General features: G+C 33.5%; 21 protein-coding genes. 12 read left to right on the top strand and 9 right to left on the bottom strand.

Going from position 1 to position 23518, the window contains the following annotated elements; all coding sequences use genetic code 11:
* The first annotated feature begins 63 nt into the window (after window positions 1–63).
* Both ASD98_RS21000 and ASD98_RS21005 read left to right on the top strand, forming a co-directional pair.
* On the top strand, window positions 64–654 hold the full coding sequence (locus tag ASD98_RS21000; RefSeq protein ID WP_056208406.1) for a hypothetical protein: 591 nt from the start codon (window positions 64–66) through the stop codon (window positions 652–654).
* A gap of 325 nt (window positions 655–979) precedes the next feature.
* On the top strand, window positions 980–2056 hold the full coding sequence (locus tag ASD98_RS21005; protein WP_056208409.1) for a glycosyltransferase: 1077 nt from the start codon (window positions 980–982) through the stop codon (window positions 2054–2056).
* Here the strand turns inward: ASD98_RS21005 and ASD98_RS21010 are convergent.
* The 3 genes from ASD98_RS21010 to ASD98_RS21020 form a co-directional block, all read right to left on the bottom strand.
* On the bottom strand, window positions 2053–3348 hold the full coding sequence (locus ASD98_RS21010) for a porin (protein WP_056208413.1): 1296 nt from the start codon (window positions 3346–3348) through the stop codon (window positions 2053–2055). The two genes, ASD98_RS21005 and ASD98_RS21010, sit on opposite strands and share 4 nt — an antisense overlap.
* A gap of 163 nt (window positions 3349–3511) precedes the next feature.
* Entirely contained in the window at window positions 3512–4597 is a 1086-nt protein-coding gene (locus tag ASD98_RS21015; RefSeq protein ID WP_056208416.1) for a cell wall metabolism sensor histidine kinase WalK, read from the bottom strand.
* A 252-nt stretch (window positions 4598–4849) separates the two neighbouring features.
* Window positions 4850–5533, bottom strand: coding sequence for a response regulator transcription factor (locus ASD98_RS21020; RefSeq protein WP_008465097.1), 684 nt, complete (start codon window positions 5531–5533; stop codon window positions 4850–4852).
* A 233-nt stretch (window positions 5534–5766) separates the two neighbouring features.
* Between ASD98_RS21020 and ASD98_RS21025 the strand changes: the two genes are divergently transcribed.
* The 6 genes from ASD98_RS21025 to ASD98_RS21050 all read left to right on the top strand — a co-directional run bounded on the left by ASD98_RS21025 (window position 5767) and on the right by ASD98_RS21050 (window position 14496).
* On the top strand, window positions 5767–8580 hold the full coding sequence (locus ASD98_RS21025; RefSeq protein WP_056208419.1) for a TonB-dependent receptor: 2814 nt from the start codon (window positions 5767–5769) through the stop codon (window positions 8578–8580).
* A gap of 216 nt (window positions 8581–8796) precedes the next feature.
* Window positions 8797–10287, top strand: coding sequence for a T9SS type A sorting domain-containing protein (locus ASD98_RS21030; RefSeq protein ID WP_157849162.1), 1491 nt, complete (start codon window positions 8797–8799; stop codon window positions 10285–10287).
* A 175-nt stretch (window positions 10288–10462) separates the two neighbouring features.
* Window positions 10463–11656, top strand: coding sequence for a hypothetical protein (locus ASD98_RS21035; protein WP_056208425.1), 1194 nt, complete (start codon window positions 10463–10465; stop codon window positions 11654–11656).
* 110 nt (window positions 11657–11766) lie between these two features.
* Window positions 11767–12105, top strand: coding sequence for a T9SS type A sorting domain-containing protein (locus tag ASD98_RS21040; protein WP_056208428.1), 339 nt, complete (start codon window positions 11767–11769; stop codon window positions 12103–12105).
* 181 nt (window positions 12106–12286) lie between these two features.
* A complete protein-coding gene (locus ASD98_RS21045) occupies window positions 12287–13363 on the top strand; it encodes a M57 family metalloprotease (protein ID WP_056208431.1) in 1077 nt (358 codons plus the stop codon).
* A gap of 134 nt (window positions 13364–13497) precedes the next feature.
* On the top strand, window positions 13498–14496 hold the full coding sequence (locus ASD98_RS21050; RefSeq protein ID WP_369814798.1) for an acyl transferase: 999 nt from the start codon (window positions 13498–13500) through the stop codon (window positions 14494–14496).
* A gap of 49 nt (window positions 14497–14545) precedes the next feature.
* Here the strand turns inward: ASD98_RS21050 and ASD98_RS21055 are convergent, their stop codons facing one another.
* Complete coding sequence (locus tag ASD98_RS21055) at window positions 14546–14890, bottom strand: hypothetical protein (protein WP_056208433.1); 345 nt, start codon at window positions 14888–14890, stop codon at window positions 14546–14548.
* Window positions 14891–15050: 160 nt separating this feature from the next.
* Window positions 15051–16346: a tyrosine--tRNA ligase gene (gene tyrS / locus ASD98_RS21060; RefSeq protein ID WP_056208966.1), complete on the bottom strand. Its 1296-nt coding sequence runs from the start codon at window positions 16344–16346 to the stop codon at window positions 15051–15053.
* A gap of 225 nt (window positions 16347–16571) precedes the next feature.
* Between tyrS and ASD98_RS21065 the strand changes: the two genes are divergently transcribed.
* The gene (locus tag ASD98_RS21065; protein ID WP_056208435.1) at window positions 16572–17573 is read left to right on the top strand and encodes an NAD-dependent epimerase/dehydratase family protein; all 1002 of its coding nucleotides are present in this window, start codon (window positions 16572–16574) and stop codon (window positions 17571–17573) included.
* A 2-nt stretch (window positions 17574–17575) separates the two neighbouring features.
* Here the strand turns inward: ASD98_RS21065 and ASD98_RS21070 are convergent, their stop codons facing one another.
* From ASD98_RS21070 to ASD98_RS21080, 3 genes are read right to left on the bottom strand one after another with little or no spacing between them, the layout of a single operon-like run.
* Window positions 17576–18061, bottom strand: coding sequence for a DUF4296 domain-containing protein (locus ASD98_RS21070; RefSeq protein WP_056208438.1), 486 nt, complete (start codon window positions 18059–18061; stop codon window positions 17576–17578).
* A 9-nt stretch (window positions 18062–18070) separates the two neighbouring features.
* Window positions 18071–19411, bottom strand: a complete 1341-nt coding sequence (locus tag ASD98_RS21075; protein WP_056208441.1) for a dihydroorotase — start codon at window positions 19409–19411, stop codon at window positions 18071–18073.
* A 9-nt stretch (window positions 19412–19420) separates the two neighbouring features.
* Window positions 19421–20146, bottom strand: coding sequence for a polyprenol monophosphomannose synthase (locus tag ASD98_RS21080; RefSeq protein ID WP_056208445.1), 726 nt, complete (start codon window positions 20144–20146; stop codon window positions 19421–19423).
* Between the two features lie 107 nt (window positions 20147–20253).
* Here ASD98_RS21080 and ASD98_RS21085 point away from each other — a divergent pair, with 107 nt between their 5' ends.
* The 3 genes from ASD98_RS21085 (at window position 20254) to ASD98_RS21095 (ending at window position 22405) form a co-directional block, all read left to right on the top strand.
* Window positions 20254–20922, top strand: a complete 669-nt coding sequence (locus ASD98_RS21085) for a DUF4271 domain-containing protein (RefSeq protein ID WP_056208448.1) — start codon at window positions 20254–20256, stop codon at window positions 20920–20922.
* Window positions 20923–20936: 14 nt separating this feature from the next.
* Complete coding sequence (locus ASD98_RS21090) at window positions 20937–21686, top strand: uroporphyrinogen-III synthase (protein ID WP_053472472.1); 750 nt, start codon at window positions 20937–20939, stop codon at window positions 21684–21686.
* Window positions 21687–21934: 248 nt separating this feature from the next.
* Window positions 21935–22405, top strand: a complete 471-nt coding sequence (locus ASD98_RS21095) for an Lrp/AsnC family transcriptional regulator (RefSeq protein ID WP_035681816.1) — start codon at window positions 21935–21937, stop codon at window positions 22403–22405.
* A gap of 398 nt (window positions 22406–22803) precedes the next feature.
* Here ASD98_RS21095 and ASD98_RS21100 read toward each other — a convergent pair whose 3' ends face one another.
* Complete coding sequence (locus ASD98_RS21100; RefSeq protein WP_056208450.1) at window positions 22804–23490, bottom strand: zinc metallopeptidase; 687 nt, start codon at window positions 23488–23490, stop codon at window positions 22804–22806.
* Window positions 23491–23518 lie beyond the last annotated feature (28 nt).

The raw sequence follows: 23518 nt of genomic DNA on the forward strand, positions 1-23518 counted from the left end.
ACTTTACGAAAAACATAAGAATTAATTGCTTAATTTTAAATGAAATTTAAACTCTAAACCAACATGAAAAAATTATTATTACTTTGCTTTATAGTAGTTTTATCTACTAATTTCTACGCACAGGAAACAACAACAAAAGAAACAACAACAAAAGAAACAAAAGCTAAAACGGAAGCAAAAGCTAAAAAAGCAAAAGCTGATGCTGACCAAGCAAAGGCTGATGCTAAAAAAGAAGCTGCGAAAGCCAAAAAAGAAGCCGCAAAAGCTACAGATGCATCAGCAAAAGCGAAAAAAGATGCTGCAAGCGACACTAAAAAAGCGGCAGATAAAGAAGCTGCAAAAGCTAAAAAGGAAGCAGCAGGCGCAAAAACTGACGCTGCTAAAGCAAAAAAAGCTTCTGACAAAGCAGAAGGTGCAAAAGCTGACGCAAAAAAAGCAAAAGCCGACGCTGACGCTGCAGGAAAATCTGCTAAGAAAGATGCCGCAGCAGCTAAAAAATCAGCCACAAAAACTGTAAAAGAAACCAATGAAAAAGCTCCAAAAACACCAGATAAAGTTACAGGAGAATACAATGGTAAAAAAGTCTACACCGGACCAAAAGGCGGAAAATACTATATTAACAAAAACGGAAACAAAACTTATATTCAGGATTAAGGAAAGGTGCTAAGGTACTAAGATGCTAAGGTACTGCTGAGATATTAAAATACAAGACTTTGAAGCCGAACTTACGTTCGGCTTTTTTTTGTTTAATGAAAAATCTTAGAACCTTAGTCCCTTAGATTCTCAGCAACTTAAATAAAACATCAAATTGTACTTAACATATAAGTAACTTTGTTTTTTGAATTGCTGTATTTTATTCTTCTTTTTAACGAAAAATAAAGCCTCAGAACGCTTGTAGAGTTAATAATTTAGTAATGTGTACGAAATAACATAAAAAACATATTTCTCTATCTTCGTTTTTTAAAAAGCGCTAAAAACTATGAGCATTGATTATTCTGCTAACAAAACTATATTAGTTGCTCCATTAAATTGGGGACTTGGGCATGCCACTAGATGTATCCCGATAATTAAAGCGCTTCAAGAAAATAATTTTATTCCGATTATTGCTTCTGACGGTGTTGCGCTGGCTTTATTACGAAAGGAATTTCCATACATTCAAACCCTGGAGCTGCCTTCTTATCATATTGAATATGCTAAGAATGGTAAAAATTTTAAATGGAAGCTGATTAAAAATCTTCCGAAAATGATTACGGCCATTTTAGATGAAAAGAAAATGGTAAACAGCTGGATTAAAAAACATGGTATTGACGGAATTATTTCTGACAACAGACTGGGTGTTTTCAGCAAAAAAGTACCTTCTGTTTTTATGACGCATCAATTGAATGTGATGACCGGAAACACGACTTGGTTTACCAGTAAATGCCATCAGTATTTTATAAAAAAATATACAGAATGCTGGGTTCCTGATTCTAATGACAGAGTAAATCTTACGGGAGACTTAGGACATCTTAAAACAAATGAACTGAATCTACGATATATTGGCCCTTTGAGCAGAATGAAGAAAAAGGAAACGCCAAAGATTTATGACTTGATGATCATTTTATCAGGACCTGAACCTCAGCGTACTTTTCTGGATGAAAAACTGCAAAAAGAAGCTGCAAAATTTAATGGCAAAGTTGTTTTTGTACAGGGAATTGTAGAGAAAAGTCAGGAAAAATGGGAAGCAGGAAATATTACGTATTATAATTTCATGAACTCAAAACAGCTGGAACAAACTTTTAACGAAAGTGAATTTGTTCTTTGCCGTTCTGGTTATACAACCGTTATGGATTTGGCTAAATTAGGCATGAAAGCTTTTTTTATTCCTACGCCGGGACAATATGAACAGGAATATCTGGCTATAAAACTTCAGGAAGAAAATCTTGTACCGTATGCAATGCAAGACGACTTTACGATTGAGGATTTATCAAAGGTAAAGTCGTTTAAAGGGTTGTCTCAATTTAAAAATGAAATAGACTGGGATTTACTATTTAGTGTTTTTGAAGATCATCTTTAGAAGTTAAACTGCGCTTGCAATCGCAATACATTTCCTTGTTGTCTGTTTATTGGAAGCGCACTGTCTTCAAAAGTTCTGTCGGCGATTACATATTCTGCCGTTAGTTCAAAAGCTTTAATTGGCTGCCATTCGATACCTATTTCGTAATCTCTTACGACGTAACTTCTGGCATCTTTTTCGTATTTTTTTCCTCCGTCATAATATTGAAATTTGGCGAAAGGATAAATATGCTGTTTTTTAATGTCCCATTTATAATTCAATAAAACATAACCACCGTTTAAGTCGGTTTCGTCTACTGTATTGGTCAATGTATTGTAACGTGGACCTGTTCCAATATTGTATTCTGTCTGGATTCCGAATGGTTTTGGATATAAAACAAAGGTTGCTCCTACTCTTTGGTCTTTTACATATTGCGGATCATTAACGGTTACTCCATTAGAAATTTCTCCGGTAAAAGCCCATTTTCCTGTATAAGCCTGGATTCCGGGTTCGATAATCTGATTTCCAATTACGAATGGATATGTTACTCTGGCCACCACATTTAAATCTCTGTTTCCGTCAATTTTATTGGCGATCTGTCCATTATAAACTCCCAAAGCAAATACTCCAAAATCTCCTGAACCTTTGTATCCGTTTTTAACCAGCATGTCAAAACGTTCTCTTATTTCGGCTGGAGCCCAGTAAAAGAATATGCCTAAATCACGCTCATTTGCTATTGAACTGTTAATAGCATCGGCACGGTCTAAAGTTAAACGCTGCGAACTTGACTGCATGTTTTCAAATCCATATGGAATTTTACTCTGTCCAACACGAACACGGTATTCTTTTTTCTTATCAAAAGAAAGATCAAAATACAAATCTCGGATTTGAACAAAATTCTGAATTCCTGTACTTGGCGAACTCGCAAAATCGGGTTGAAAATAGAAAAATACATTTGGATGAACCTGCCCTGAAAACACTAAACGTGCACGGCGAATAAAAAGTCCGTTATTTGCTTTTGCATCTGGAGCGGTTGAAGTAGTTCCCCAAGATTTATCACATTGATCGCAGGAAACTTTGTCATTTGTAGAAAAAAGCCCGTTGTACCTGATTTGGGCGTAACCTCTTAAAGAGATTCTGTCGTACCAGTGCTCTTCGACTCCTCCTCCTGATTTAGTCTCCGGAAGTTTTGCTTTGTTGATAGAATCTAAAATACGAAGTACTTCATTTTTTACTTCCTGTTTATTTATTTCCTGCGCGTTTGCAGCACAAGTAATCAGCATTAAAACGGCTAATATTTTTCTTTTTATCATTAGTTCTTTAATTCCCTTAATTTCAGGATGCAAAGATGGAGCACCTATGTTAAGAAATCATTAACCAGATGTTACTATAATAAAAATTTAATGTTATCGACTAAATGCGTATGTTGATTTATTGTTAAATACCTTTGTTTTAGGGCTTTTAGCAAAAACGTACTTACGATTTTTTAACGTCGGTTTTTTGTATTTTAAATGCTTTTTCGAGCGTAAAAGAGAATTCTGACCCAATTCCGAACTCACTTTCTACGTATACTTTCTCCTTATGAGCTTCAATAATATGCTTTACAATCGCCAAACCTAAACCAGAGCCTCCTTCAGAACGGGTTCCGCTTTTGTCAACTCTGTAAAAACGCTCAAAAAGTCTCGGAATGTTTTGTTTTTCAACACCTTCTCCATTATCACTTATACGAATTAAGACTTTTTTCTTGGTTAAGTTTACTACACCAACTTCGGTTAAACCGCCTTCTTTTCCATACTTAATAGAGTTCACAATCAGATTTTCTAAAACCTGTTGAATTCTGTCCTGATCTCCGCGAATAATTACTGACTGTACATTTTTACTTTCAAAAGCTAATTTGATTTTCTTTTTGTCGGCTTTCATCTCCAATAAATCAAAAACATTCTGAATCAGTTCAACAATATCAAAGTCAGTCATATTCAAATCTAAATCACCAGACTCCAGTTTGGTAATCATGTCTAGATCTTCGACTATATATATAAGACGTTCTACTCCTTTTTCGGCACGTTTTAAATATTTTTTTCGAATGTTTTTATCATCCATTGCGCCATCAAGTAAAGTCGAAACATAACCCTGAACGGTAAATAACGGTGTTTTTAATTCGTGCGATACATTACCCAGAAATTCCCTGCGGTATTGTTCACGAATTTCGAGCATTTCGATTTCCAGCTTTTTATCAGTCGCAAACTTTTTCACTTCTCGCGAAAGCGTTTCCATGTCTGTCGTTATGGGCTGATTGATTAGCGTTGTAGATTCTAATAACGAAACCTCATCGTATATTTTCTTTACTCTTCTGTAAATAAAACGTTCTACACGATATTGTAAAACCAAAAAAGAGAATATATAAATTGATATTATGAAAACGATTCCAAATGCAATTTGATGTTTTAATTGATTTTTATAAAATAAAGACATCAGAATCAGCACAAATCCTGTTGCGAAAAGACTGATGTACAATGCCGATTTTATAGCAAATTTGTATGTTTTTTTAAAATTAATTTTCATTGGTATCATTTAACCATTAAGAGATTAAGTTAAATTAAGTTTTCGGTTTGAGTTAATGTACTTCTATTTAATTAACATTTGAACTCAAAACAAAGTTAACTCAAAAACCATATAAGAAATTAAAGTTCCTGTGATCTTTAATTCCCTATATGGTTTAGTTTTTTTATATATCTAAACAAATCTGAGTTCGTTTAAATTTTTACTAAAACTCCTAAGAGCCTTAGAATCTCAGAACCTTAGTTCCTTACAAATTTAAACTTCAAATTTATAACCAACACCTTTTATGGTTTTAAAAAGGTCTTCTCCTATTTTTTCACGCAGTTTTCTGATGTGAACGTCGATTGTTCTTCCTCCAACTACTACTTCATTTCCCCAAACTTTATCAAGGATTTCATCTCTCTTGAAAACTTTTCCTGGTTTTGAAGCCAATAAATAAAATAATTCGAATTCTTTTCTTGGTAAAGCAATTTCGACATTGCCTTTTATAATTTTGTATTCTTCACGATTAATCTCGATTCCGCCAACATTTAGCGTATCTGTAACGACTTCTTGTTCTTTTAACCTTCTTAACAAAGCCTTTACTTTAGACACTAATAATTTTGGTTTGATTGGCTTTGTAATGTAGTCATCAGCACCTGCATCAAAACCAGCTACTTGCGAATAATCTTCGCTTCTTGCCGTAAGAAATGTTATGATAACATTATTTAACTCAGGAATTTTTCTGATATGCTCGCAAGCTTCCATTCCATCCATTTCTGCCATCATCACGTCCATGATAATTAATTCCGGCAATTCTTTCTGCGCCTTTGCTATAGCATCTTTTCCGTTAGAAGCTGTAACAATCTGGTAGCCTTCCTGAGCGAGGTTATAGCCAACGATTTCTAAAATATCCGGTTCGTCGTCAACTAATAAAATCTTCGTTTGTGTTTTTTTCATAAATAGCAAAAATTGAGATTTTTACATCAAATATTCTTATTTATTTATCCGATGTTTTTTATTTCACAGGGTAAATATACTAACAAATGAACGGTTAAAAATTGGTGTTAACCGTAATTTAATCTGGTAACAATTTCATAATCTTAACAACACAAAAACATAACAAGTCCATAACATGAACTTTACAGGGCGGTTCTTTCTTTGCACAAAAATAAATTAAACACAACACACAAATGAAATTCAATTTAAGATTTCTATTTATTGCATTATTTATCTGTACGATTTCGATCGCGCAAAACAAAGGTACGATTTCTGGAGTTCTGACTGACAAAGAAGCGAACAATGCATCGTTACCTTTTGCTAATGTTTTAATTAAAGGTACAAATATTAACGTAAACACTGACGTTGACGGAAAATATTCGTTAAGCGTAAATCCCGGAAACTATACTCTTATTTTTAGTTTTTTAGGATATGAAACTAAAGAAGCTCCAGTTACTGTAAAAGCAAACGAAACTGTAGTTATAAATCAAGTACTTTCTTCTGGAAGTTTTACTCTTAAGGATGTAGTGGTAAAATCTACAGCAAACAAAGAAAAAGAAACTGCTCTTTTATTAGACCAAAAAAATGCTGTTGTAATCAAACAAAGTATTGGTGCACAGGAAATGTCCAGAAAAGGTGTTAGTGATGTTGAAGAGGGCTTAACTAAAATTACCGGAATTACTAAAGTTGGATCAAGAGGTTTATTTGTTCGTGGTCTTGAAGATCGTTACAACAACTTATTGATTAATGATCTTGCTGCTCCTTCAAACAGTCCGTTTTCTAAAATCGTTCCGCTTGATTTATTCCCAACAAACATTGTAGGAGTTATTGATGTTTACAAAACATTTAACCCAAATGTTTATGGTGATTTTGCAGGAGGAACATTTAACATTCAGACTTCAAAAGCAACAAAAAGTGTTACTAAAATTAACGTTGGCGTAGGATATGTAACTGGAAACAGCCTTAAAGATTTCTTACTTTCAAGCGATGCAGATACTGCTGCAGGATTTTTTGGATTTAACGGAAAAGATAGAGAAATACCAAGCTTTTTAGGTCCAACTGCTTCAAAAGCATCTTTTACAAAAGACCAGGCTTTAAATTCTGTAAGTGGTGATAAAGGTTTTAACGTAAGCAAAAGTAAAAGTCCTTTAAACTCAAGTTTTAATTTATTGCACTCAGAAAAATTTGATTTAAGCAATGAGCGTTCTTTTGCATACTTATTATCTATTAACTACGATAATAGTTACGCAGTTAGAGAAGGTGTTGACAGAACTTTAGATTTACAGACAACGGGCTCAAAATATACTAACAATTTTGTTATAACAGATTACCGTTTTAAAACTACTACATCAGCATTATTAGGATTAAATTACAGTGCAAACAGATTTAAATTAGCATTTAACACGCTTTATATTAAAACTACTTTGAACGAGATCAAAGATCAATTTGGTCAAGCTGGCGGTACTGCGATACAAAACACATTTATTCGTACGAATCAATTAGACAAAAGTGATTATTTGAACTTTCAATTATTAGGTGAATATAATTTGACTGAAGATAAAAATCAAACTTTGAAAGCAGGTGTTTCTTACGCAGATACTAAATTTGAGCAACCTGACAGAAAGTTTTTTACAGGACAAAAAACAGATGATGAGATAAACACTACGTATGGAGCTAATAACTTTTTACGCCAATACTTAACTATAGACGGAAATTCATATGTATCAGCAATGGCTGAATACAACCTTAAGTTTGGAAAAGACGGAAAACAAAACAAATTAACAGTGGGCTACAATGGGAATGCTTCACAAATGGAATCTTCTTACCGATTTGTTTCAAGCCGAGGTAATGCATTCACATCAAATATAAACAATATTAATGATCATATTGTAAGTGACCTTCAAGCTGATAATGGTACTTCTTTTGAAGAAAACTCTAACTCTACCTGGAAAGTAAAACTTTCCGAAACTTCAAATGCAGGTTATACCAATTTACTTTTGAAATTCGGAGATAAATACGAAGTTAATGCAGGTGTGAGAGTTGAAAGCACAACTAAAGAAACTAAATATAGAGGGTTAGGAAATTTTGATGCTCCATTTAGTATCCGTAAATATGACAACCTATATATTTTACCTTCATTGAATATTAAATATTTAATGAATGAAAAATCAAACTTACGTTTTGCAGCAAGTAAGACATATACAAAACCTGTAATTATGGAATCGTTTCCAATTACATACCAAAATGCTGACGGAACTTCAGTACAAGGAAATCCAATATTAAAAAATAGCGACAACTACAATGTTGATTTAAAATATGAATTATTCCCAACTGCAAAAGAAATGTTTACTATAGGTGCATTTGCAAAATACCTGGATAATCCAATTGAAAGAACTTTTGTTTCGAACGCTACTACAGGAACTGTTACAACATTCTTAAATTCTGACAATGCAACTTTATATGGAGCTGAAGCTGAATTCCTTTTTGGATTAAACAGAATTAGTGAAGATCTTTCAGCATTCTCATTTGGTTTAAATGCAACCTTAATGGCTACGAAAGTGAATGTAAGCCCTACATATGAATCTGTAGATGAAGATGGAATCCCGACTACTAACACATCAATTGAAACACATAAAGGTTCGAGAGATTTACAAGGTGCATCAAACTGGTTAGTAAACTCAGATTTGAAATATGAATTTAACTTAGGAAAAGACTGGACCAATACAATGTCTCTTGTTTATGGTGTGTTCGGAAAAAGAATTTATGCAGTAGGAACAAATGGTCAGGATCATACTTATGAATTGCCTGTTTCACAATTAGATCTTGTTTGGGCAAGTAAAATTTCAGAACATTTTGATGTGAAATTTACAGCAGACAATTTATTAAATCCAGAAAGAAAATTAGAATTCGGAAACGAAGGAACTATAAAAGTTGCTGAACCATCTTTACTAGCAAACAGCTACAAAAAAGGAGTTGGTTTTTCTGTAAAACTAGGATATACCTTCTAGTCTCCATTCAAATAAATATAAAAACGAAGCTCCAGGTCTCTGGAGCTTTTTTTTGTTTATACATCTTTAAAAAACTCATAGCATTTTTCTGACAATTTAATATTCTTTAGATAACTATAATGTAATACCTATATAACGTGTTATAAAAATTATCCTACTAGTTTTATTTAAAATTTTAAAGAACTATTTATGAAAAATGTAAAATTACTATTATTGATGACTCTGTTTTTTATTGCAGAGATTGGATTTTCTCAAAATTATGTTACCTACAGTCCTCAAACAAAAACTATTGATCTTAACTCGGGAGTAGAAGGAACGGTTGATGTTTTAGTCAATTGCTATGGTAGCAGCGGTGAAGCTGTGTTTCTTAATGCTTTACAATCATGTGCTAACAATGATGGTATACTTTCATCAAGCTATACAAATGGAAGTATATTGACGCCAGGTCAAAATACAACTATAAGATACAAGTTCAAGAAAACAGTCACTACAGATACTCAAATTATTTATAAGTTTTCTACAGATGGCAGTTGTTTTCAGACCGAATCTAAAATGATTAAAATTACTGTTAACTATAAAGCAGCACCAGCTACTGCGATAACCAATAATTATATCTCAGGAAACCAAACAGTTTATGAAGGACAATCTGCAAGTATAATAGTTGGATCCACTCCGTCAGGTGGAAATGGAACTTTTACTTATTCATGGCAAAAAAAGATTGGAAATGGTTCATGGGCTGCTATTTCAGGTGCGAATGGTATTAATTATTCCCCGGGTATTCCTGTTACAGCCGCATCGTATAGAAGGATTGTTTCATCAGCAACATATACAGGTACAAGTAATGAAACAGTAATTACAATTATCCCAACTCCTCTTATAGCAAACAATACAATTACCAGAGATGGATTAACAGTTTATGGTACTGTGCCTACAGGAGGTATTGGTTCTTATCAATACTCATGGTATATACTTGATAAAGATGGAGACACCAGTACCTTACCTGATACATCACAAAATTTAACACTAACTCCAGCTACCTTCAATAGATATTTCAATTCGCCTAATGATTTTATACTAAGAAGAGTAGTGTATTCAGGAAGTCAAGGTTCTGTTAGTAATGATCTTTTATTACCACATAATTCCCTTATACAAAATAACATCATTACCTTGAATGGACTAACTGTAGACGGCAGTGTGCCTACAGGAGGTCTAGGTGCAAATTCTTATCAATATTCCTGGTATATACTTGATCAGGATGGAGACACCAGCACCTTAACTGATACAACACAAAATTTAATACTAACTCCAGATGTCTTTGATCGATATTTCAATTCGCCTAATGATTTTATACTAAGAAGGGTAGTGTATTCAGGAAGTGAAGGTTCAGCTAGTAATGGTATCCTGTTGCCACATAATTCTGGATCAAGTCTTAAAGCTTCAAACAATGAAGACACATTCATATCTGCTGTTTATCCAAACCCTACGTCAGACTCTGTTAATTTCAGAACAAATATTTCCAACAATGAAGAAATAGAAATAATTATTTATTCTGAAGGATTAGGGAACACACAATCAGTTTTTAAAGGTACAGCTACTCCAAATAAAATTGTAAAATGGGATATCCCATCAAATTATTCAAAAGGAATATACTACTACAAAATTATATCTAACAAGGAGGTTAAATCTGGAAAAATTGTATATCAATAAAAACTAGAAATTATTATGTAATAAAAATAAAACACAGTATATCTGGGTTTTATTTCTTAACATTCCCTTCACATTTTAATTCAATTTTGGTAACTGTAATGTAATGTTCAGATAACACCCAAAAAAGATTATCGTTCTAATTTTGACACAAATAAAAACACATAATAACACAACTATGAAAACTAAACTTTTTGCTTTAGCTCTTGCTACAGGATTATTTTTAAATTCTTGCTCAAGTAGTGATGATCCAACTCCTGTTACTCCACCTGCAACTGGCGAAATTACAGGTACATTCACTGCAAACAAAACCTACGCTTACGGTAACTATACTTTAAAAGGTATTGTAAAAATTAATTCAGGTGTAACTGTAACATTTGAAGCAGGATCTACAATTACTATCGATAAAGCTACAGGAGACAACGCATTAGTTGTTTTAAAAGGCGGGAAATTAATCACTCAAGGTACTGCTGACAAACCAGTAGTATTTACAGAAAAATCTAAACTTCCAGGTTCTTGGGGAGGTATCATTGTATACGGTGACGCTCCAGCAAAAGTAGCTGGTGGTGGAACAACTGGTACATCTGAAGATGGTAACAAAATTTCTTACGGTGGAACTAATGCAGCTGATAACAGTGGTTCATTAGTATACACAAGAGTAGAATATGCTGGATCTAAATTAGCTGATGGAGAAAAAGAAAACAATGGTTTTACTTTCTATTCAGTAGGTTCAGGAACAACTTTAGATCACTTAGTATCTTATAAAGGTGCTGATGATGGATTCGAATTCTTCGGTGGAACTGTAAGTATGACAAACGCTATTTCTTATGGAAACTATGATGATTCATTTGACTGGCAAGATGGATGGCAAGGTTCTACTAATACTAATTGGTATGCTTACCAAACTGGTAAAGGTAACTACGGAATGGAAATCGAAGCCTCTTTAAATGACAATGCTTTCGGTCCAAAAATTTCTAACATTACTTTAAAAAGAGCAGCTGGTAACGTTCCTGAAGCTAATGATAACCAAGTTGATGCTTTCCAATTCAAAAGAGAAGGTAACGGAGAATACAGCAACATTATCATTGATGGTTACGGTAACTATACAACTACAGATGGTAAAACTACTTACAAAGGTAGCGCTGTTAGCATCTTAGATGGTGTAACAAACGATCACCAAGTAAAAACAGGAAAAATTAAACTTTTGAATGTTAAAATTACAAACACTACAAACATCAACCCAATTGGAGCTACTGACGCTATTGTAGTTGCTTTCCCAACTGGAAATTTTGTACCTAGTAATACAGCTACTGGTGCTTCTTTAACTGCTGGTGCTTGGGCAACAGTTGACGGAGTTGATTTGACTAAATAATAGTTAGAAAAAATAAAATGTTAAAAACATCCTAATAATTTAGGATGTTTTTTTTTGGCGTAGTTTTTGTATTTTTTTTTTTTGTATATTTACTTACATAAATAAATGCGATGGCAAAAAACTACTTTTATATTACATTCTTATTGGCTTTTTTCTTTACTGTAAGTGTCTCGGCACAAGACAGTAAGCAATTACCAAAAACTCAAGACGCTGCGGGCATTGAGGGACTAAGCTTGTACCCTAACCCAGTTACCAGCGGAAGAGTATATATTTCTTCTAAAAATGATCTGGAGAAAGAAATAATCGTTTTTGATATACTAGGTAAAAAAGTACTACAGACGCATTTAGCTTCCAGAGAACTTAGCGTTGCAGATTTAGTTCCAGGCGTTTATATCATAAAAATAAGCGAACAAAATGCCTCCTCAACCCGAAAATTAATTATCCGATAAGATTATAAAATATTTATAAAGCTCTAAACTAAGTTTAGAGCTTTTTTTATTTTCCAACATCTATTTTTATAATTATTTTAACAAGATTAAGCTTAACATTTAATTAACTTAATCATTCATTTAGAAATTTTGGTTTCTCTATTTTTATATGAGAAAATTATTATAAATCAAAATTATTCAAATGAAAATTAAAAAAGCCATTGTTACCTTATTAGTAATAAGTACATTATTCTCTTGTGAAAATAATGATTCCAACGTTAGCACTGAAAACTCAAATTCAAGTCTTAAAATTACCAATGACAATTCTTTAGTAATTAATGAAATTCTAAAAAAAGGTTTTAAGAAAGAAGATATTGTAGAAAGTAAAGATTATTTTATTGTTCAGGGCGATATGCTTTTCTCTAAAAACATTCATGACTATGCAAAATCAAATCTTACAGCACGTCATAATTACACATCATCATTAGTATCAGCACAAAATCGAATTATTAAAGTAAAAATCCACTCCTCTATACCAACTTCCGGAAACTGGAGAGATGCAATAAGATATGCAATTGCAAGCTGGAAAGATATAAGTAATACATCGATTCTCTTCGTTGAGACACATGAAGAAACAGCAGATATTTTAATTGGAAGTGATGAAGGCATACTAGGCACTACAACTGGCGGTTATGCTCTAATGCCAAGTGCAGAAGGAAGGCCAGGAGCAATGGTAAGTCTTAACTTAGACATTCCCGTTAACTATGGAACAAAAATTAGAATAGTAGCACATGAATTAGGACATACAGTAGGGATATTACATACAGATGAAGCAGGTACAAATTATGTCCCAAATTCTCCCGCTTCAGATCCAAATTCGATCATGAATTCTACTTCTAATGGTGGCTGGGCAGGTTTTTCTCAATATGACATACAGGCTGTTCAATTTTTGTACCCAACCTTAGCTTGTAACACCCTTCTAAATGGTCCTGATGCAGGCACATGTGCTTTTGACAGATATAACGATCGTATAAATTACAATGTTTATGTAATTGGAAGAAAACAAACAAATGTTGAGAGCGGAACAGCAACTTGGACTTTAACAAGTAGCTCTCTAGAAATGGTTAGCCCGCTTAATGAGTCATGTGAAATAAGAGTTAAAGCTAATAATACAACCTGGCCTGCTACGGGAATTGTAACTAGAACAACCAGCGTAGGCTGTTCTACAACATTTACTGTTTCATTAAACAACTGTATCAATGAAAACTATTCCGATTAAATCGCGATACAACTAAATGTAAACTGAAAAGATTCTAAGCCCCAAAATTGTTGGGGCTTTTAATTTTAATCAAAATTCCAATTATCTCTACCTATTCGGAAATATTGAAGACCATCAACAGAAAAACAATATCTTTGCACAAAAAAGAAGTTTTGATTACAGCCAGCGATATATTTACGATTTCAAGCCATAAACAATTTGAAAAAACAGCATTAAAAGTCTTTCGCTTTCAATACGCTAATAATGCGGTATATCGTGACTTCTGTGATTTTTTAAAGACAGATGTTCAGCAGGTAAAATCATTGCAGCAAATTCCTTTTTTACCCATTCAGTTTTTCAAAAGCCACGATGTGGTTTCTAATGAAAATCCTGCTCAGGTAACTTTTACCAGCAGCGGTACAACCGGAATGATCACCAGCAGACATTTAGTGACCGATGTTTCCTTATATGAGGAAAGTTACCGCAAAGGTTTTTCTCAATTTTACGGCAATATCGAAGATTATGTTGTTTTAGCCCTTTTGCCGTCTTATTTAGAGCGTGAGGGATCTTCGCTTATTTATATGGTCGAAGACTTAATAAAACTATCCAATCAGCCCGAAAGCGGCTTTTATTTACACAATCACGACGACTTAATTAAAAAGTTAACTGAATTAGACGAAGCCGGCCAAAATGTGATTTTAATTGGTGTTACATACGCCTTATTAGATTTGATTGAAAAACATCAGTTCAACCTTCAAAACACCATTATAATGGAAACAGGAGGAATGAAAGGAAAACGTAAAGAAATGATTCGTGAAGAACTTCACGAAATACTTTGCAAAGGCTTTGGCGTTTCTTCTATTCATTCTGAATACGGAATGACGGAACTTTTAGCTCAGGCCTATTCTTTAGGCGAAGGCGTTTTTGAATGCCCGTCATGGATGCATATTTTAGTTCGTGATCCTGAAGATGCCCTCACTTACGTGAATGATGGAAAAACGGGTGGAATAAACGTAATTGACTTAGCCAACATCAATTCATGTTCTTTTATCGCAACTCAGGATTTAGGCAAAAAAAATCCCAACAACTCTTTTGAAGTTTTGGGACGTTTTGATAATTCTGATATTCGCGGCTGTAACTTAATGGTTCTTTAATGTTTAATCGTTTATTTGTTGAAATCGATTAAACAGTTAAACAAAAAATCTAATTTTCTTCCGTTACGCCAATACTATCTATTCCTTCTTTTCTAGACAATTCTCTTTCTTTTTCGCCTTTACTTTTCAATAAACTGTAAACCCCATAACACACTAGTCCTCCCAAAAGAACGAAAAGCAAATTCCATCCAATACTATTATAGTTTTCGTCATTTACCCCATCCACACCATTAATAAAGACAACACAAGCTCCATATATAACACCTGCGACAAGAGTAGTTCCGTAATAAGACGCTAACCCAATAAGAGCATAAGTCCATTTGTTTTTATTATATTCATTAGCTAGGTCGCTAAACGATTTCCAAATCCAATAAATAAATACAATTCCTATCATAAGTTTATTTTTTAAGTGATAAACATACTAAAAATATCAGTTGATTATAATATTAAAATAAAAAATCCCAACAGTTCTTTCAAACTATTGGGATCTATATAATATGTTCTAACTTTCAAAAAATCGATTAAACAATTAACCGATTAAACAGTTAAAACTTTTAAACTACTCTAATTACAAAATAATTTTTCTTTCCACTTTGTAACAACACAAACTGATTGTTAATCAAATCATTTGTTGTCAAAACAAAATCTTCTTTAATTTTTTCTCTGTTCACAGAAATTGAATTTGCTGTTAAAGCTCTTCTCGCCTCTCCATTTGATTTAAAGAAACCTGTTTTTTCATTTAAAACAGTAACAATCTCCAATCCGTTTTCTAAATCAGCTTTTGCGATTTCAGCCTGAGGAACACCATCAAAAACTTCTAAGAAAGTAGCCTCATCTAACTGTTTCAAATCTTCTGCAGTAGAATTTCCAAATAAAATATTCGAAGCCTGAATTGCTTTTTCCAATTCTTCTTTACTATGAACAAAAATCGTAATTTCTTCAGCCAGTTTCTTCTGCAAAATTCTTAAATGCGGTGCCGCTTGGTGTTCCGCAATTAAACCATCAATAGTTTCCTTATCTAAGAAAGTAAAGATTTTAATATATTTCTCTGCATCAACATCTGTAGCATTTACCCAAAATTGGTAAAATTTATAAACTGAAGTTTTATCAGCATCCAGCCAGACATTTCCACCTTCAGATTTACCGAATTTAGACCCGTCTGCTTTTGTGATTAAAGGCGTAGTTAATGCAAAAGCTTTCGCACTTTCTCCACCCATTCTGCGTACTAATTCTGTACCTGTGGTAATATTCCCCCACTGGTCAGAACCTCCCATTTGCAAAAGGCAGTTATTGTTTTTATATAAATGATAAAAATCGTATCCCTGAATTAATTGATAAGTAAACTCCGTAAAAGACATTCCTTCCCCTTCTCCGTTAATTCTCTTTTTAACAGAATCCTTCGCCATCATATAGTTTACCGTAATACGTTTTCCAACTTCACGGGCAAAATCAATAAACGAGAATTCTTTCATCCAGTCATAGTTATTCACCATAATTGGAGCGTTTGCTTCTTTTGAATTAAAGTCTAAGAAACGAGACAGAACACTTTTGATCCCGGCAACGTTTTTAGCCAAAGTTTCTTCGTTCAACAAATTTCTTTCGTCAGATTTTCCAGAAGGATCACCAATCATTCCGGTCGCGCCGCCCACAAGAGCAATTGGCTGATGACCAAAATTCTTTAAATGAACCAATAAAATAATCTGAACCATACTGCCAATATGCAGCGAATCTGCCGTTGGATCAAAACCAATATATGCCGCCGTTACCTCTTTTAGCAATTGTTCTTCCGTTCCTGGCATGCTATCATGGTATAAACCGCGCCACTTTAATTCTTCAACTAGATTCTTCATTTTTAAAATATTTTGCGCAAATATAATCAATGGCAATGGCAATATCAAAAAGCAATGACAATTACAAAAAGAAAAATCAAAAAACAATTACAATATCAATATCAAAAAACTATATGAAAACTTTGTCCCTTTGAACCTCTGAAACTTTGAACCTCCAAAAAAAACCTTTGCAACTTTGAGCCTTTGTCCCTTTGCACCTTCCAAGCAAAAACTTATCTTTACAAAATGGTATTAGTAACTGGCGGAACAGGTTTAGTGGGCTCACATTTATTGCTTCATTTAATTGAAAATGGAGAAAATGTTCGGGCTATTTACCGAAACGAAAGCAATATTCAAAAAACAAAATCGGTTTTTGAATTGTATAAAAAAGCTGATTTATTCGAAAAAATAGAATGGCTTGAAGCCGATATTTTAGACGTTCCTTCTCTGGAAATTGCTTTTAATACTATCGATTACGTTTATCATTGTGCTGCATTTATTTCTTTTGATCCAACAGATGAAGAAATACTTCGAAAAACCAATATTGAAGGAACAGCCAATATGGTTAATTTTTCTCTTGCCAGAGGAATAAAGAAATTTTGCTTTGTGAGTTCTATTGCTGCTCTTGGCGATTTAGCTCCTCACGAAACTTATATTACTGAAGAAACAGATTGGAATCCGGAAAAACCGCACAGCGATTATGCCATTTCAAAATATGGTGCCGAAATGGAAGTCTGGCGCGCGCATCAGGAAGGTTTAGATGTAATTATTGTAAATCCGGGAGTTATTTTGGGTCCAATTCCGAAAACAAAAAATAAACAGCAGGGAAGTGCAGAATTGTATGTAAAAGTTGCAAACGGACTTCCTTTTTACACACTCGGAAGCACTGGTTTTATTTCTATTGATGATGTTGTAAAGACAATGTACCAGTTAATGAAAAGTGACATCAAAAACGAACGTTTTACTTTAATTACAGACAATATTGTTTTTAAAGATATTCTGAACACCATTGCCGATGTCTTGAAAGTCAAAAAACCACATCTTCATGCAAAGCCTTTTTTAATGAATCTCCTTTGGATTGCTGATGGAATATTTTCGACTTTGTTTTTTCAAAAAAGAACTATTACAAAAGCGACTGCAAAAGCATCTTATTCTAAAAGTTTGTATTCTAATGAAAAAATAAAAACCGCTCTGGGAACGGTTTTTTTAGATGTACATCAATACATAAAAGACGTTTCGAAATTATAAACCTATCTTCTTGGTTTTCTCATTTGCTGTCTTATCGAATCGAGATTTATTTGTTGTTTTGAAGTTTTTTTGATTGAATCTTTTGAAGTTTTCGGAGCTTCTTTAAGTTTCTTTTTGGCTTCTTTCTCCGCTTTTTTATTTTCAATAGTAACAAGAGAATCTGCAGCTCGCTCGGCCACTTTTAACCGTTTGCCTACTTCATCAAACATATCTTTGTAGTTCTCATAGTCTGCGGCATAATACATGTTATTTTGAGCAAACTGAAGACTGTCAACTTTATATTTTTTTAAAATGAATTTTGTTGGGCTGGTTTCTGTAGAATCTAACAATTCCTGATGCTGGTATTTCATTGCTTCGAGAAGAGACAAATCATACATAATATCAATCATTTTATCTTTCTCAATAAGTTTAGCCGGCTGTTTTACAACCTCTTTTTTACAACTTACAGAAAGAAACAAAACCAATAGTATTACTAAACAATTCTTCATTTCAGCTTTTTATCTATCAAACAATAATCGTTTTCCGGCGCGGACATCTTTTACCTTAAAGTTATTGTAAACCAATTCTCCGTTTACAAAAGTATGCGTAATTCTAGATTTAAAAGCCATATTCTCAAATGGAGACCAGCCGCATTTGTATAAAATATTATCTGAATTTACACTCCATGGCAAACTTGGGTTTACAATTACTAAGTCGGCAAAATAACCTTCTTTAATAAAACCTCTTTTTTCAATTTTGAAAATCTTCGCCGGATTATGGCACATTTTCTCCACGATTTTCTCCACGGTGATTTTCCCTTGGTGATGCGCTTCAAACATTGCCACAACTGCATGCTGCACAAGCGGCCCTCCCGAAGGTGCTTTTAAGTACGATTGTAATTTTTCTTCCTTAGTATGCGGCGCATGATCTGTTGCAATAACATCAATTCGGCCGTCATTTAAAGCTTTCCAAAGTTCAGCTCTGTCGTGTTCTGTTTTTACAGCAGGGTTCCATTTGATGAAATTTCCTTTTGTTTTGTAATCTTCATCAGTAAACCAAAGATGATGTACACAAACCTCAGCGGTGATTTTTTTATCTTCTAACGGAATTTTATTGGTAAACAATTCCATTTCTTTTGCTGTAGAAAGGTGAAAAATATGCAAACGTGCTCCAGTTTTCTTTGCCAAAGCCACCGCTTTTGAAGACGAAAGATAACAAGCCTCTGCACTTCTAATTAAATGATGCGCCGTTACCGGAACATCTTCACCATATTTTTCTTTGAATTCTGCTAAATTATTCTGAATTGTAGTTTCATCTTCGCAATGCACCGCAATTAACATTGGAGTACTTGAAAAGATTCTTTCTAAAGTAGCTTCATTATCAACCAGCATATTTCCTGTTGAAGAACCCAGGAAAATCTTGATTCCCGCAACATTTTTTGGATTTGTTTTTAAAACTTCTTCCAGATTATCATTTGTTGCACCCATCATAAACGAATAATTCGCAAATGATTTCTCGGCAGCAATTTGGTATTTATCTTCTAATATTTCCTGAGTAACCGCATTCGGAACCGTATTTGGCTGTTCGATGAAAGAAGTAATTCCTCCCGCAATTGCAGCTCTCGATTCAGATTCGATATCACCTTTATGCGTTAATCCCGGTTCTCTAAAATGCACCTGATCATCAATTGCACCCGGAATTAAATAATTTCCTTCGGCATCAATAACAATACAATCAGATGTTTTAAGGCTGATGCTGTCTGCAACCTCAACAATTAAGTCATTTTCGATTAAAACATCTCCATCAAAAATAGATCCTTCGTTTACAATTTTGGCATTTTTTATTAAAATCCTATTCATGTTCTATCTTTATAATGTATTGACTAATTTTTTTAATCGAAGAGAAATTACACCCAGAATTGCTTCTTTAATAATCGCATTACTCATTTTTGAAACTCCTTTTGTTCTGTCTGTAAAAATAATCGGCACTTCTTTTATTTCAAATTTAGCACAATAAGTTCTGTATTTCATTTCGATTTGAAACGCATATCCAACAAACTTTATTTTGTTCAGATTAATTTTCTCTAAAACTTCTCTTTTATAACAAACAAAACCGGCTGTAGCATCATGAATTTTCATTCCGGTAATAAATTTTACATAAACTGAAGCAAAATAAGACATTAAAACTCGGCTCAAAGGCCAGTTGACCACATTTACACCCGTAACATAACGGGAACCAATCGCTAAATCTGCACCTCCAAAATGGCAGGCATCATATAGCTTTTCAAGATCATTTGGATTGTGCGAAAAGTCGGCATCCATTTCAAAAATAAAATCATATTTACGTTCTAATGACCATTTAAAACCATGAACATAAGCGGTTCCTAAACCGGATTTTTTAACTCTTTTTTCAAGAAATAATCTTCCCGGATATTCTTCCTGTAATGCAACAACTTTATCGGCAGTATGATCCGGCGAATTATCATCGATTATTAGGAGATGAAAAGATTTATGCTGCGAAAGCACAGCTCTCACTATACTTTCTATGTTTTCAATTTCGTTATAAGTAGGAATTATGACAATACTATCATTCATTTTTTTCTCGGTAATTTCACCGCAAAAGTAAACTTTTTATAGCATTTGGTTCATAATAAATACATAATAAAACTATTGATACAAAAAATTACTAATTTTGTGACGCTATGATTGAACACCTTCATCCACGAATTATTGAAAACAAAGACTGGGCAACGGCTTTATTTGTCCTGACCTTTGCCGTTGTTGCCATGACAAAATCTGCTTATGAAACTCGTTTTTCAGAATTTAGTAAGCTTATTTTCTCAGATAAATATGCAAAAATCTATCGCGATAACAGCCACATGAAAAGCAGCTTTACAGTTGGGTTGTTTTTTGTGCAGGTTATTTCGTTTGCCTTTTTTATTCAGCTTACATTGAGTATGTATGATAAAGCTTCAAAAACCGATTATGTTTTGTTCATCCAAATCGCAACTTTTCTGCTTTATTTTATTCTGGCAAAATATTTAATTGAGAAAATTGTAGCCGCAGCATTCAACATCGACGACTTTGTAGAACTTTTTAATTTGCAAAAAGTTACTTACAGAACTTATATTGGCGTTTTAATCCTTCCAATCAATGCTATTTTGTTTTATTATGACAATATTCTAACGATTGTACCACTAGTAACGATAGGTATTTCGCTCTGTATCAGTCTATACTCTTATTTTATTTCAATTAAAACATATCAAAACGTAATAATCGGTAAGTTATTTTATTTTATTTTATATCTTTGCGCTCTTGAAATAGCGCCTTATTATTTTCTTTATTATTGGATAACAAAAGGGAGTGCTTAGAAAATGTTTATAATATGAAAGTGAAAACAATTTTGGTGTCACAGCCTGAACCTAAAGTGGAGAATTCTCCTTACTTTGAGCTCCAACAAAAACACAAAATAAAAATTGATTTCAGACCATTTATTCATGTGGAAGGGGTTAGCGCAAAAGAGATTCGATTACAAAAAATCGATCTTAATCATTACACTGCGATCATTTTAACAAGTCGAAATGCTGTAGATCATTTTTTTAGAGTGGCTGATGAAATGCGTTACAAAGTTCCTGAAGGATTGAAATATTTTTGTCAATCTGAAGCAGTAGCGTTTTATCTTCAAAAGTATGTTGTGTACAGAAAACGTAAAATTTACGTTGGAGCAAAAGATTTTGCAGATTTATCTCCTCTTATCAAAAAGTACAAAGACGAGAAGTTTTTGCTTCCTGCATCTGACCAGTTAAATGCTGATGCTCCTATAACATTAAACGGCCTGAAAGTAGATTGGGCACAAGCTATTTTTTACAGAACTGTAATGAGCGACTTGTCTGATCTTGCTGATGTTTATTATGATGTTTTAGCGTTTTTTAGTCCAACAGGAATTAAATCTTTATTTAAAAACTTCCCGGACTTTCAACAAAACAACACCAGAATCGCTGTATTTGGAAGCACAACTCAAAAAGAAGCTTTAGATCACGGTTTAAGAATTGATATTCTTGCTCCAACTCCTGAAACGCCTTCTATGACAATGGCTTTAGAGAAATATATTGCAGAAGCAAACAAAGGAAAGTAATCCTTTTTTAAAATATTAAAATTTTTTAAATTCCAAATTCCAATTTTTATATTGGGATTTGGAATTTTTGTTTTTAATCAATTCTTTATCTCCTTACGTTTTCGTGCGTTTCCCGTGGTTGAAACCACGGGCTATGTTTTTGGAATTTGGGATTTAAAAAATTGGAATTTTCTTTTTTACCTCCTTTTAACTACATTTGATTTCTATTCTAAACCCAAATCACAATAAATAGTTTCAAATTATAAGTTATGAAAATCAACTCCCTTTTAATCGAAATTGACGGTATCGACAAAGAAATCCTCCGATATCTTATGGATGATGCCCGAAAACCTATTTTACAAATTGCTAATAAAATCGGCATTTCGGGAGCTGCAATTCATCAGCGATTAAAAAAACTGGAGCAGTCCGGTGTTATTTCAGGATCGAAATTTACCGTAAATCCAAAAGTTTTAGGTTACAATACTATGGCGTTCGTAGGAGTTTATCTTGACAAAGCTTCCCGAAATTCTGAAGCCGTAAAAGATTTAAAAAAAATACCCGAAGTTCTGGAATGTCATTATACAACCGGAAACTGGTCGGTTTTAATTAAAATTATCTGTCGCGATAACGAACATTTAATGCAGCTTTTAAATACTAAAATTCAAGCTATAGAAGGTGTTTCAAGAACAGAGACCTTTATTTCTCTGGATCAGCAGATTGACAGGCAGATTCAGCTTTAGGAATGTATCAATTAGAAAATTTAATAATTAGATAATTTTATTTCATGTTCAATATTCGCCCTGAAATTAAAACAATAATATTTTTTATAGTTTACTTTATACTTTTTATACTCATAAGAACATTTCAGCCAACGGGTAGTCCACATGCTCCTAATATCAGCGACCTTTTTTTCTTATTATCGATTCCAGCAAGTATAATTTATAGTATATTCCTTCTTTATAATTTTTTTAAATCTGGAAATAAAAATTACTTAAATGCCATATTTATAGTAACCGCATCTTGGGTTATATTTTATAATTTATTAAAATATGTAATCTATAAATAGTAAACCCGACAGATTTAAAACCTGTCGGGTTTATAATAAATTATCTAATTGACCAATTATCTAATTATCACATTAATTCCTTCTGCTTCCGGAATAAATTGAGATATAGTACAGCAACGTTGCAATTGACCCAAGAGCGGCAACAACATACGTCCTTGCGGCCCATTTTAAGGCATCTTTTGCTCCGGCCTGTTCTTCTTGTGTTAACATGTGTTTATTTTCAAGCCATGCTAAAGCCCTGTTACTCGCATCATATTCTACCGGTAAAGTAATGATCGAAAATAAGGTTGTTACGGCAAAAATTACAATCCCAACTAATAACAACTGCGGAAAAGTCCTGATCATTAAAATTCCGGCCAATAAAATCCACTGCATATAGCTTGAAGCTACGTTTACAATTGGCACTAATTTAGAGCGCATCGTTAACCATTCGTAACCAATCGCATGCTGAACTGCATGTCCGCATTCGTGAGCCGCAACAGCAGCCGCAGCCGCGTTACGATGATTGTAAACAGCCTCACTTAAGTTTACTGTTTTATCTGACGGATTATAATGATCTGTGAGCTGACCCGGAGTCGAAATAACACGAACATCTCTAATTCCGTTATCAGCGAGCATTTTTTCAGCGATTTCTGCGCCGCTCATTCCGTTTCGTAATTGCAGTTTAGAATATAATTCGAATTTACTTTTAAGTTTCGAACTCACCATCCAGCTAAAGAGCATTATCGCTCCGGCAAGTATTAAATATTCATATCCCATATCTTTATCTTTTTTGATTGAATTTAAA

It is taken from the genome of Flavobacterium sp. Root186 (assembly GCF_001428525.1).
Classification (GTDB): Bacteria; Bacteroidota; Bacteroidia; order Flavobacteriales; family Flavobacteriaceae; genus Flavobacterium.